Origin of the sequence: Dyadobacter jiangsuensis (assembly GCF_003014695.1) — a bacterium.
Lineage (GTDB): Bacteria > Bacteroidota > Bacteroidia > Cytophagales > Spirosomataceae > Dyadobacter > Dyadobacter jiangsuensis.
In genome coordinates this window covers 232,307-244,209 of the sequence record NZ_PYAS01000016.1, presented here as the reverse complement: position 1 = coordinate 244,209, position 11,903 = coordinate 232,307, and the positions used below count along the sequence as shown (strand labels likewise).

Genomic DNA, 11,903 nt, shown 5'->3' with positions numbered 1-11,903 from the left:
AACTGCTTCTGCAGCTTTTTTCTGCTACCGGCCGCCAGATAATTAGGTGGTCAATTTGCCACGGAATCAGGTGGTCAACTTCTCCGAAATACCCAGACTGGGTGGAGTATGGACTGAGCAAGGTGAGTATTTGCGAAGCTACCGGCGAATGCGTTGAAATCATCCAGTACGAGTTATTGGAATCGCTTCTCGAAGCCGTTTACCTCATTTCAAGAAGCGATCAAGGGATTCCGTACCGGAAACGTCGGCTTGGGAAGCTAGCGGGTAACAAAGCCATCATAGAATTACTAATTGCAGCACTTGAGCCTCTACTCATATTTGAGATCAAGCATGCTGCGCCTGAATCAACGGAACAGAAGCCGTACAGGGATCTGCTGATTGTGTTTGCCGATGATAATCAAAAGACCTTCAAAGAGCATCAGCCCATCGTTGAGCTATTCAGTGCCGGTGATGAAAAGCTCTGCTGCTCAGTCCACAAACTGTCGGATATTCATCACGCGCTTACCAGTGGTCAAGTATATTTCTCTTTCGCCTGTACGACCGAAAACCTGGTATACCAACGGAGTATTACGCCATTACCGAAAATGCTTCCCGAAACCCTCAGGCAACTGATCGAGAAGTCGAGGCACGCGTTTATAGCCGGAATGAGTAAAGCCCGAAGGTTCTTCGAGGGAGCAGCGTATTATCAACAAGTAAGGGAGTATGCGCTTTCGATGTTTATGCTACAACAAGCTGCTGAAACTACATTTCGCAGCACTGCCATGGCGCTTTACGGAAGCGAACGGCGCACGCATTCCGTCAGATCGCTTAAAAGGTTTAACCATAGATTAGCTCCTCAGTTGAATGACATCTTTCCTGGTGGTTTGCCGGATGAAGAACGGCTTTTAGACCTTCTGGAAGACGCATATCTCGGGGCCAGATACAATCCAGACTATCAGATCAGCGAACAAGATCTTCATTCAATTTCTTCTCGGGTGCTGCGTTTGCTGGAATTAGCCGAAGCAGTGTTCGAAGAGCGAATGGCTGCAATTAAAGTTTAGCCGGAGAGGTGACTACAGGCTTTTTTGTTGCTCGGATTGTTGAAAAGAACCACTAAAAGATGCGTTCAGTGCAAGCGAAAATTACAAAGCAAAAAATGACGGTTGCAAGCCTGCACTTCGTCATCCGGCTTTTTAGCTGAACCCGCATTAGCCAGCCGCACCTTAAACCGCCGGATGGGCTTGCAACCAAGGGGATGAGCCCCATCATTTTTTCTTTGAGTGGAAGGCAGCGATTGCCCTGAGCACAAAGCCTGGGCGGCCCCGCCGGGCCATAGCTACTCTTAAATGCCTTTCAATCATGAGAAATCTCACAAATGCTCCAAAGATCTATGTAGGAGGAACTTACGGTCAGTATAACAGTGGTTCGCTGTTCGGTAAATGGTTTGACCTAACAGACTACTCAGATCTAAAAGGGTTCCTTCAGGACTGCCATGAGTTTCATCGAAATGAATTTGACAGCGACGGCTGCCGTCCAGAGCTGATGTTCCAGGACTGGGAGAATATCCCGGACTTTTTGATCTCGGAATGCAGCCTTCATAAAGAGGCGTTCGCTTACTTTCAGGCAACCAGCGAAATGGACGAAGAGACTGCCGAAGCGTTCGAGATTTACTGTAAGCAGATCAATTATTGGCCATCTAATGGCTGCGAGCTGGAAGACCAAATCGAAAGTTTCCGGGAAAGCTACCAAGGATTCTTTGGCGGCTGTGGCAAAGACGCTACACTTGAATACACCTATCAATATGTCGAAGACACAGGTTTGTTGTCAGGTGTGCCACAGGCTCTGGAAAGGTATTTCGACTACGAAGCCTTCGCCAAAGACTTGTTTTTAGATGGATACAGCGAATACGAAGGTCATATTTTCATAGATTATTGAAAGCGATGTGCGGTTCGATGGGCCCCGCATCGAACCGCATTTCATTCTTTTTGTTCCAGCGGGAAAAAGAGGAAGCAAGTATCTAATGCTGACTAGTATTTTCCGATCAAAAACATCGTTGCTACGCGCAGTCGATGTTTTTGATTGTTAACGTAAAGCAGACAGCAATGGAAAAGAAGGGCAAGCAAGCAGAGGAGAGTTCGGCGTTGTTCACGCATCAATTAGTCACTTTGGCGGATCTTGAAAAGTTTAAAGAGCAAATGCTCTCAGAAATGAGACGGCTGCTGGCAGGTGGAGGCTCTCAGCATTCCAAACAATGGCTCAAATCTCGGGAAGTAAGGAAGCTGCTTGACGTATCCCCAGGCAAGCTACATGCGATGCGTGCAAGTCGCCAGCTCAGCTTTATGCGAATTGGCGGCGTGATCTACTACGACCGGTCAGATATTGATAAAATGTTCGAAAAGTTTAAAACTGTTGCGGTCAAATGAAGCAGAAACAATGCTCATCTGGCTTTGGAAGCCAGTGTCCCCCTGACGAAACACACGTCAGGGTTTATTTTTTGCAACACGGTACGACGATTGAAGAAGCCACTGAATTTTTCAATAAGTACAATGCGAAGATGTGGAAGAACGACCAAGGGGCATTGATAAAAAATTGGAAACGACTTGCCTGGAATTGGATATGGTAGTTGCAACTAACTAGTTGTGAGAGCAGCAAACATAGATTTTGGTATAATCAAAAGGCAAAGTGCGAAGCCCTCCGGTTCAATCAAGTATATTCTCCCATACGGGGTCGAACCCCAATTTGAAACCTAAGAAACCAGAAGAAACAAACTTCCCCAGAATTCGGGATTCAATGTTTACAATAGTCTTAGCTGCAAAAGCGCTCCGCCTTGTTAAATTTACGAGGCCTCCTCCTAAGTTATTTCTCACGAAACATAATTCCGTAATTATTAGACTTCCCCAAATTGAGTGGTGCTGATTTAGACAAATTTCAGTTGGCCCTGCGATAAACCCGCATGGCAAATAGGTAAGCCAAAAGCACAATTCCCCCGCACCAGCCGAGTGCCAGCCACAGTTCGCTTCCTACCGGCTGATTAGATAGCAGCGCACGGATCGTTTCGACTACTGAGGTCACGGGCTGGTTTTCGGCAAATATCCGGACTGCCGACGGCATGGTGGCGGTAGGCACGAATGCCGAGCTGATCAATGGCAAGAAATGGATTGGGTAAGCGATTGCGGCAGCGCCGTCCACAGACTTTGCTGACAAACCGGCTATGGCGGCGATCCAGGTTAACGTCAGGGTAAACAATGCGAGCATGCCCGCTACGCCTAACCATTCGAGCACGCCCGCGGATGAGCGGAAACCCATGACCAGTGCAACCAGGACGATAATAAACAGAGAGATCATGTTCGATACCAGGGAGGTTAGCACGTGCCCCCACAGCGCAGCAGAACGTGCAATAGGCATGGAATGGAACCGCTCGAATATGCCTTTCTGCATATCCAAGAACAATCGGTAGGAAGTGTATCCAATGCTGTTGGCTATGGCGATCAAAAGGATGCCTGGCAGCAGATAGTTTACGTAGTTATCTGCCCCGGTTTGGATCGCTCCGCCGAGCACGTACACGAATAGCAGCATCATGGCGATGGGCATTAAAGTGACGGTGATGATCGTGTCCATGCTGCGGAATACGTGCCGTAGCGACCGGCCCAGCATGATGGCGGTATCTGTCAAAAAATAGGTTCTTGTAGTTTCCATTTTATTGTTCCTGGTTAGCGCCGACGATTGCTAGGAAAATTTCTTCCAGGCTCGGCTGTTTTTCGATGTATTCTACTGTGGCAGCAGGGAACATCTTTTTCAGTTCCGCGAGCGTGCCGCTGACGATGATTTTCCCTTTGTCCAGAATGGCGATCCTGTCGGCAAGTTGTTCGGCCTCTTCCAGGTATTGGGTAGTTAGAAATACGGTGGTGCCGCCCGCGGCCAGTTCCTTAATGATCTTCCAAACCTCGATACGGGCCTCGGGGTCAAGACCCGTGGTAGGTTCGTCCAGAAATACGAGCTGAGCGTTGCCAACCAGGCTCATCGCAATGTCGAGCCTTCGGCGCATACCGCCTGAGTAGGTGGATGCCAATCGGCCTGCGGCTTCGTTGAGGCCAAAGCGGTTTAATAAGTCATCGGCGATTCGACGGGGATTTTGCAGGTGTCGCAGCCGTGCTATCAGAATCAGGTTCTCACGACCGGTGAGCATTTCATCCACGGCGGCAAACTGGCCCGTCAGGCTGATGGCCTGACGAACCTGACCCGGATTTTGGTTGACGTCAAATCCGCCAACGATCGCTTTCCCGCTGTCGGGTCTAAGCAATGTAGTCAGGATTTTGACGATCGTCGTTTTCCCGGAGCCATTGGTGCCCAGCAAAGCGAAGATACTGCCTTTTTCTACCTCCAAATCCACTCCTTTGAGCACAGAAAGCCCTTTGAAGGACTTTTGCAGCCCTTCTACCTTTATTGCCAGTTTTTGCATGCTTACTTTTGGTTAGAGGATCGTAACGTTTGATAAATCGACGACCATCAGGCCTTTGAGCGCCAGGTAAGTGAGCTTGTCCATGATGGCCCCATCGAAGTTGATCGTTTTGAGCGCCAGATGTGATTTGTTCGTCAAGGAGAAAGGCACTGTAAAGGAGACGTTTCTGAGCGTTGCACCCTGGAAGGATACATCGTTTAGGGCAGACTTGTCAAACCGGACACCGTCGAAGGTTTGCCCATTGAAATCGATCCCGCGCAGGTCGCAGTAACTGAAATCAACGCCTGTAAAGGTGCAGTTCCGGAAGACTGTTTTTCTAAGGTCTGTTTTAAGCAATTTTACGTCCACCAGGCTTGCGTCCACAAACTTCGCGCCCTGGCCGGACATGTTCAGGGCCGTGCGTAGAAGAACGGATTTAGCAAAGCTTGCACCGGAAAGGTCTGTGGCCGAAAAGTGGCATTCCGCCAGATTTGCGCCATTAAAATTGGCTTCACGTGCGTCTGAGGCGTCAAATGAGCTGCCGGTCAGGTCTGCATTAGAGAAGTCGGCTCCGCGTAGCGAGCTGGCTTTGAATTTGCCTTTGTGCAACACAACCCCTGCGAAATCGCTTTCTTGCAGATCCGCCGCGGTGAGATTTATCAGGACGTGACGGTCGTGGGAGCCGGAGGCATTCTCCGTTACAAGAGTGGTTGTGCTTGCGGACTCGCTTACATTGAGTATTTCGGCGGTCACGGACGGAGCGTTTTCGGAAAAGTAATTGAGGTCTACTCCTAAAACCTCCGCCAGCCGGTCAAACGTAGTAATGTCGGGCATCGATTCACCGCGTTCCCATTTCCCTACTGCCTGAGGGCTTATGAATATTTGCTGTGCGAGCTGCGCCTGCGACATATTTTTCTCTTTTCTTGCTTTGGCGATTTTTTCGCCGATTACCTTACTATCCATACGTGTTTTTTGTTTTTTTCGACATCGCAAAACTATATTGGAGATGCCGACCGGCCTGCAAAAAAGCCACTACACTTGGTTGTATCTGCGCTACTCTTGGTTGTTATTTGCCTACAAAGCGTGGTTTCGGTGAAAAAACCGACGATTCTAGCGCTCCAATGCCTAAATTTTGCAGATTCCTTCGAAAGTTGATTTATTTCGCAATAAATCGAGAACTCCTAGCGCTTTGGAACACAGCACAGACTATCACGCATTTCACAAACAGATCAAACCCGCCGGGCTTCTGATAGCCATCGGGATCGTATTCGGGGATATTGGCACCTCGCCGCTTTACACACTGAACGCCCTTTTCCATGAAGGAGAAATCGTTTCGCAAACCAAAGCACTGGGGATCCTGAGCTGCATCATCTGGACGCTTACCCTTCAAACCACGTTAAAATACATTCTGATCACCTTGCAGGCGGATAACCATGGCGAAGGCGGGATCTTTTCGTTGTACACGCTGATCAGAAGATATTTTGGCAAATGGCTGATCGTACCTGCTATTCTGGGCGGGGCATTTTTGATTGCGGACGGGATTATTACCCCGCCCATCTCGGTAGCTTCGGCCATCGAGGGGCTTCAAAAATTCGATCCGCATTTGGATACGGTGCCTATCGTGATTGCCATTATCATTGTTTTATTCCTGATCCAACAGCTGGGCACGCAGCAGATCGGAAGGTTCTTTGGTCCGGTGATGCTTGTCTGGTTTTCATTCATTGGCATAATAGGCGTCATGGCGCTTTCCTCTGATTGGTCTGTTTTGAAAGCCATTAATCCGTGGTACGCTTATGAACTTTTGGTTAACTATCCGGAGGGTTTCTGGCTTTTGGGGGGCATATTTTTATGTACGACAGGTGCGGAAGCGCTGTATAGCGACATGGGCCATGTCGGTCGAAACAATATTCGCATAAGTTGGATTTATGTTAAGGTCTGTTTGATTTTAAGCTACGCCGGACAGACGGCCTGGCTGTTGGGAGTTGGAAAGGCCAATGCATTGAGCCCATTCTACAACATTATCCCGCAAGGTATTTACATTCCTTCGGTCATTTTGGCCTCTATGGCGACCGTGATAGCCAGCCAGGCGCTGATATCGGGCTGTTTCACATTGGTGAACGAGGCGATCCGGCTCGGCGTATGGCCCAGAAACCGGGTGATCTTCCCGGGCACGATCCGGGGACAGATGTACATTCCGTTCTTCAACTGGTTTTTGATGTGCGCCTGCATTCTGATGGTCTTGCATTTCCGTGAATCCAAAAATATGGAGGCGGCATTTGGCCTGTCTGTGACATTGACCATGTTGATTACTACCTTTCTGATGGCGCTGTACCTTGTCACCCGGCGCATCAATCTGGCGTTGGTAGGACTGATTACCACTGTTTTCCTCGCCGTCGAATGCTCGTTTCTGATCGCTAACCTGCAAAAGCTGCACGAAGGCGGCTGGATCATGCTCGTGGTAGGCGCTATGCTTTCCTTGACGATGCTCACCTGGCAGCAGGGCCGCCGGATGCAGGAGAAACTAATTGCATTTTCACCCATTACACCCATTGTCGCACAAAAGTTGAGCGATCTTTCAACGAACTACGCCATCAGGAGCTATGCGACCAACCTGATATACCTCACTTCAAGCAGCAAGAATGATTTAATTGAAACCAGGGCATTGGATTCAATTTTTAACAGCCCCGCCAAGCGGGCGGATATTTATTGGTTCATCCATGTCAATGTGGCCGACGAGCCCTACACCCTGCAATATGATGTGAAAACGATTTCGCCGAACGACGCCTACTTTATCAATATGCACATCGGGTTTCGTATAGAGCCCAAAGTCGATTTGTTTTTCCGCCGGATTGTGCAAGACCTGATTTCAACCGGGGAACTGGTGTATGAACAGGCTGAGGAAAAGAAATACGACAGGCGTGATATGGGAGATTACCGGTTTATAGTAGGCAGTTCCTACCTGTCCTACGACAATGCCTTATCATTCTGGAAAAACCTTCTGATTAAATCCTACTATAACCTGAAACTGATCGGCGTGCAGGAAGGCGCCAATTTTGGGTTGGATGAAAGCAACGTCGTTTACGAGAAATATCCGCTCGTTTATCAGCCGCTGGACGAGTATGTGATAAAGCGAATGCCGACGGCCGGGAGCTAGTAATGTGCCGGCCGCCGGGGATCGAAGTTTACAAAGCAAAGTGCTCTGAAAGCGCCCCAAGTGACAAGATTCAAAGGGACTATTTGAGATAGACCCGGCAGACGAAGGCCGCGATGGACATGATATAGAGAATTAGCACCAGAAGAGAGTAAGGTTTTATCCGGCGACGACTTCGAGGTTTCATGATTTTACCTGTTTTGTGAATATTAGTTTTCGCACTTATAGCCAAGGGTATGCAGCTCCTAAAGCGTAGTTTAGTCCTGGTCGTCTCTGACGGCAAGGTTATTTTTTTAGACCTATTATTTGTCGGTCAACAGTAGAGGCACGTTTCCCTTCGCAGGAATGATGATTATTTTTGCGTTGGGAGACGCAGCGAGCTCTTTCTGAGCCTTGATGTTTTCGTATTGAAGCTGTTTGTCTGTAAGGCTTAACGAGATGATTGTCTGGTAGTCGGCAATACCTTTGGCTTCTACTCGCTTCCTTTCAGCCTCCTGCTTTTCTTTTTGCAAGACAAACTCCATTTTTTGCGCTTCCTGTTCAGCATTGATTTTTGACTCGATAGTCTTTTTGACCGATTCCGGAAGGGTTATATTTCGGATCAGGAGTTGTTCCAGGACTAGCCCGCGGCCCTTGAAGTCCTTGTCGATCGACTGATAAATGCGGTTCTGAAATTCATCACGGCGTTTGGAGTAAAGCGCCACAGCGTCATAGTAAACCGCATTGTCCCGAATGCGTGTCCTGGTTACCGGCCTTACGATTTTATCTTTGTAGTCTGTACCAATCCCCTTGTAGATATTGGGTGCCTTGTCGGGCATGATCTTGTAAAGGACAGTCAGGTCGATGACCACTTCCAGACCGTCTGCTGAAAGCACGCGAATGGCGTCATCTCCTTTGACTTCGCCCTCGCTGGTCACTGCCGACATGGTGTAATTCTGCGTCTTCGTGTCAAATATGGCTACCTCGGCCAAGGGATTAACAAAATTGAGACCGTTTTCCAGAACCTGCGGATTGACTTTTCCAAAAAGTGACTGCACGCCTATTGTGCCGGCATCAATCTGCCTGACGCCTGCAGATATGAGTCCCAGAAGCGCTATTGCGCCACCTGCAATTTTCAATGTACGTGCATATCGGGCTATGTGATAGCCTGCATTTGAAACGAATACCCCCGCTAGCAGCAGTAGTATCCCTAGTACCAGAATAAACATAATCGGATGGTTTATTAATTGTTTAAAACGTATAAGACTATACGATCCAAATACATGCCATTTGTTCGGTCATGGGCAACTGGTTGATTTGCAGGTTATTTCAAATTGAAATGACATATTTCACAGCTCTTATGCTATCAAAATGATACGTTGGCCTATCAATTTGAGAAGCTTGCTATTTCTGAAAGAAGATTAACAGCTATATCGATATAACTGGTTGAGATTAATCAAGCTGAGCTGAGGTAAAGACCTTTTATTTACCATTACATCCAGGAGACTGGCTGTTGTCAGGTGTTCCAGAAACTCTCGAGCGTTATTTCGATTACGAAGCCTTCGCCAAAGATTTATTTTTAGAAGGCTACAGTGCCTATCACGGCCACGTATTCGCTGATTATTAAACTCAAAAGGCAGTTCGATGTCTCCGGCATCGAACTGCCTTTAATTCTTTTGTTCCGCTGGGAAAAAGAGGAAACAAGTATTAAATGCCGGTCATTATTTTCCCATCAAAAACATCGACTGCACATGTCAACAGATGTTTTTCACTGTTAACATAAAATAATGAGCAATGGAAAAGAAGAGCAGGTAATCAGAGGAGATTTCATCGGTATACTCGTATCAATTAGTCAGTTTGGCGGATCTGGAAAAATTTAAAGAGCAAATATTGTCTGAAATAAGAAGACTGCTTGCAGGTGCAGGCACTAAGCATTCTAAGCAATGGCTCAAAATCTCGAGAGGTTAGGAAGTTGCTTGATGTATCGCCCGGCAAGCTGCATGCTATGCGCGTCAGCCGGCAGCTCAGCTTCATGCGGATTGGCGGCGTGATTTATTACGAGCGGGCAGACATCGAAAAAATGTTCGAAAAATTTAAAACTGCTGCGGTCAAATGAAGAAGAAACGATGTTCAACTGGCTTTGGAAGCCAGTGTCCCCCTGATGAAGCACACGTCAGGGTTTATTTTTTGCAACAAGGATCAACAATTGAAGAAGCAACTGAATTTTTCAGTAACTACAGTGCGAAGGTACGGAAAACGAAAAATGACTCGATTCTTCGAAACTGGAAAAAAATAGCTTGGGTTTGGTACCGCTGAGAAATCATACCGTAACAGTCATCAGTGTCTCGGCCAGTTCCGGATCTAAACCATCTTTCTACTGTCATATAGAGGACGGAATACAAGAGGCACCAAATATTCATAAAACTGCGCCCGTCCCGCCGCAGTGCTTGCCTTTGCATCTGATTTATAATCAACTTAATCTCTGAAATACAGCCAAGTCCATAGTATCCCGACCAAAAAGGCCAGACCGCCGGCGATCGGCTTGTTGGTCGCAGGTCTGCGTACCTGCCGGATAGGCTTTTTCTCTTTGAATGCCTGCCAAGCCTGGCTCAAATAAGGCCATAAGTGTGTCAAGGCCAAGCAGCCACTAGTTACAATGAGCAGGCTATGCAATGTCTTATCGTTCCACATAGGCTTTCCATTTGTATTCCATAAAATGAATCTGTTCCGATTTGAGTCTATTCCCCCCACAGGGGGAAAGACACATATTCATTTAACTTTATTGATCAACGCCTCATATCTGTTGAGATCGTCTTTGGCGATCTTCGCTATCTCCAGCGCCTTCGCGGCATTCTGACTCGCCTCGGCCTTTTTATCCATCTTCCAATAAGCTTCACATAATTCATAATAGAGGCCCGCTGCTACTTTGGTATTAAGCTCCTCGGGCTTGGCAAGGCGAAGGCCGTCGGCCGCCCAAAGTGGCATTTGCGGCAAATAGGAGTTATCGGAAGATTTCTCGTTGAAGAACTTCGTAATGTAGGCATAGTCGGCCAGGCCAAGGGTGGTGGCCTTCCCTCGGTACTCGTTGAAGCGGGATACGGCGGCCATAGTATTCTTCTCGCGAAGGTGCGCGGCGAGCTCTTTGATCAACAGGCGCGCAGAGGCGTCGGCTTCCGGGACGCCCAGCCTCACCATGTCGTGGCGCATTGCGATAATCCGACCGGCCGGGTAGGAATCGCCTTTCGGGCCATAAAGGGAGTGATACAGGATGGCTTCGCCGGCCTCCTGCACGTTTTTTGCCGGGTACTTACCGCGGAATTCGTCCAAATGCGAGAAAAAGTACCGGGACAGTGGGTTGTCCACATCGTTAATCAGCCGTTGCAATACATAAAAACCGGCCTGGCTGGTAATATCCGGCGGGGTTGTCAAAAGCTTTGCCAATGCATCGTTGACACGGGTCAGGCTGCTGTTATCGCCTGTGGTCTTGCAGTACTTGCCGTAGTCGATCAGAAACATTAGATCGTGTTCACCGGCCTCGAACCGTTGTGCGTATCCGGATGTGCGTGATGCCGGGTCCAATGCTTTGCGGCCAATTTCCACGATTTCTTCGACAAATTCTTTCTGCGTTGCGCGCTCCGTGGGCGTGGCCATGTGTATGAGCGCCCCGGTTGTATCGAAAAAGAACAGCATCGGAAACTCGGGATATTTTACCCCTTTCAGTTTTTGTAGGGCTGCCGATTCGGGCGAGTTGGCCTCGGTTTTCCAGCTGACAAAACGGCCATTGTAGTAATCACCGGCTGCTTTCTGCTGCAATACTGGCGCCAGCGCCTCGCAATGCGGGCAACCTTTCAGGAACACTTCCACAAACAGCGGTTTGTTTAATTTTTGGGCCGTAGCCAGCGCCTGCTGGAAAGTACCGGCATTGAACCGGATTCCCTGTCCTGCGTTTTGAGATGACTGAGCACTTGATTCTTTGATGCGAACGGCAAATAGGAAAAAGATGAGCAATGTGCACGCTGCACGCGGGTAAATATATCGGTTCATGGGCGGGATGAGCTAAAAAATAAAATGGGTAACTATTGGTAGTGGAATTTTAGCGGGCAACGAACCCTTCTTTTGACAATCGCCACAAATCTATCAATATTTGATTTTATTGAAAATACGGATGCGGGCTTTTCCATTTACTGCTGCCCGGCAAAGATATTGTCGGATTAATAAATAATATTCTACAAAATTCATACTGTTTTCTCTATTTGTAGAATATTGAAAACGATATTCGTGTAGAATTTTTTTTCATTGAAATAAAGATATACTTGCTGAGTTTTTTTTTCTTAAAATATTGATTTATATGTCAAT

Annotated in this window: 12 protein-coding genes; 6 read left to right on the top strand and 6 right to left on the bottom strand. The window is 47.8% G+C overall.

Features of this window, described 5'->3' with window-relative positions:
- From CLV60_RS34785 to CLV60_RS28250, 3 genes are all read left to right on the top strand, one after another.
- The coding region (locus tag CLV60_RS34785) for a HEPN domain-containing protein (protein WP_229211166.1) at positions 1–1,040 on the top strand (1,040 nt) is incomplete at its 5' end.
- A gap of 298 nt (positions 1,041–1,338) precedes the next feature.
- A complete protein-coding gene (locus CLV60_RS28255) occupies positions 1,339–1,914 on the top strand; it encodes an antirestriction protein ArdA (protein ID WP_106598753.1) in 576 nt (191 codons plus the stop codon).
- 167 nt (positions 1,915–2,081) lie between these two features.
- Positions 2,082–2,402 (top strand): helix-turn-helix domain-containing protein, encoded by a 321-nt coding sequence (locus CLV60_RS28250; RefSeq protein ID WP_229211165.1) that lies wholly within the window; start codon positions 2,082–2,084, stop codon positions 2,400–2,402.
- A 505-nt stretch (positions 2,403–2,907) separates the two neighbouring features.
- Here the strand turns inward: CLV60_RS28250 and CLV60_RS28240 are convergent.
- The 3 genes from CLV60_RS28240 to CLV60_RS28230 are packed head-to-tail and all read right to left on the bottom strand — an operon-like array spanning position 2,908 to position 5,380.
- Positions 2,908–3,675, bottom strand: a complete 768-nt coding sequence (locus CLV60_RS28240; RefSeq protein ID WP_106598750.1) for an ABC transporter permease — start codon at positions 3,673–3,675, stop codon at positions 2,908–2,910.
- A gap of 1 nt (position 3,676) precedes the next feature.
- Positions 3,677–4,438 (bottom strand): ABC transporter ATP-binding protein, encoded by a 762-nt coding sequence (locus CLV60_RS28235; protein ID WP_106598749.1) that lies wholly within the window; start codon positions 4,436–4,438, stop codon positions 3,677–3,679.
- 12 nt (positions 4,439–4,450) lie between these two features.
- Positions 4,451–5,380 carry a pentapeptide repeat-containing protein gene (locus tag CLV60_RS28230; protein ID WP_106598748.1) on the bottom strand — a complete coding sequence of 310 codons (930 nt, stop codon included), beginning with the start codon at positions 5,378–5,380 and terminating at the stop codon, positions 4,451–4,453.
- A gap of 226 nt (positions 5,381–5,606) precedes the next feature.
- Here CLV60_RS28230 and CLV60_RS28225 point away from each other — a divergent pair, with 226 nt between their 5' ends.
- Positions 5,607–7,571, top strand: a complete 1,965-nt coding sequence (locus CLV60_RS28225; protein ID WP_229211164.1) for a KUP/HAK/KT family potassium transporter — start codon at positions 5,607–5,609, stop codon at positions 7,569–7,571.
- Positions 7,572–7,870: 299 nt separating this feature from the next.
- On the opposite strand, the gene CLV60_RS28220 is transcribed toward CLV60_RS28225, so the two are convergent.
- Positions 7,871–8,776 carry a prohibitin family protein gene (locus CLV60_RS28220; RefSeq protein ID WP_106598747.1) on the bottom strand — a complete coding sequence of 302 codons (906 nt, stop codon included), beginning with the start codon at positions 8,774–8,776 and terminating at the stop codon, positions 7,871–7,873.
- Between the two features lie 284 nt (positions 8,777–9,060).
- Here CLV60_RS28220 and CLV60_RS28215 point away from each other — a divergent pair, with 284 nt between their 5' ends.
- Positions 9,061–9,174 carry an antirestriction protein ArdA gene (locus CLV60_RS28215; RefSeq protein ID WP_229211163.1) on the top strand — a complete coding sequence of 38 codons (114 nt, stop codon included), beginning with the start codon at positions 9,061–9,063 and terminating at the stop codon, positions 9,172–9,174.
- Positions 9,175–9,465: 291 nt separating this feature from the next.
- The gene (locus CLV60_RS34780) at positions 9,466–9,663 is read left to right on the top strand and encodes a helix-turn-helix domain-containing protein (protein WP_374755662.1); all 198 of its coding nucleotides are present in this window, start codon (positions 9,466–9,468) and stop codon (positions 9,661–9,663) included.
- Positions 9,664–10,022: 359 nt separating this feature from the next.
- Here the strand turns inward: CLV60_RS34780 and CLV60_RS34370 are convergent, their stop codons facing one another.
- Both CLV60_RS34370 and CLV60_RS28195 read right to left on the bottom strand, forming a co-directional pair.
- Positions 10,023–10,181: a hypothetical protein gene (locus CLV60_RS34370; RefSeq protein WP_170118885.1), complete on the bottom strand. Its 159-nt coding sequence runs from the start codon at positions 10,179–10,181 to the stop codon at positions 10,023–10,025.
- A gap of 135 nt (positions 10,182–10,316) precedes the next feature.
- A complete protein-coding gene (locus tag CLV60_RS28195) occupies positions 10,317–11,591 on the bottom strand; it encodes a thioredoxin domain-containing protein (RefSeq protein ID WP_106598743.1) in 1,275 nt (424 codons plus the stop codon).
- Positions 11,592–11,903: the final 312 nt, after the last annotated feature.

Bases quoted from the DNA above. Each gene is read 5' to 3' on its own strand.
- CLV60_RS28255 (WP_106598753.1), top strand. From the start codon at position 1,339: ATGAGAAATCTCACAAATGCTCCAAAGATCTATGTAGGAGGAACTTAC.
- CLV60_RS28250 (WP_229211165.1), top strand. From the start codon at position 2,082: ATGGAAAAGAAGGGCAAGCAAGCAGAGGAGAGTTCGGCGTTGTTCACG.
- CLV60_RS28240 (WP_106598750.1), bottom strand. From the start codon at position 3,675: ATGGAAACTACAAGAACCTATTTTTTGACAGATACCGCCATCATGCTG.
- CLV60_RS28235 (WP_106598749.1), bottom strand. From the start codon at position 4,438: ATGCAAAAACTGGCAATAAAGGTAGAAGGGCTGCAAAAGTCCTTCAAA.
- CLV60_RS28230 (WP_106598748.1), bottom strand. From the start codon at position 5,380: ATGGATAGTAAGGTAATCGGCGAAAAAATCGCCAAAGCAAGAAAAGAG.
- CLV60_RS28220 (WP_106598747.1), bottom strand. From the start codon at position 8,776: ATGTTTATTCTGGTACTAGGGATACTACTGCTGCTAGCGGGGGTATTC.
- CLV60_RS28195 (WP_106598743.1), bottom strand. From the start codon at position 11,591: ATGAACCGATATATTTACCCGCGTGCAGCGTGCACATTGCTCATCTTT.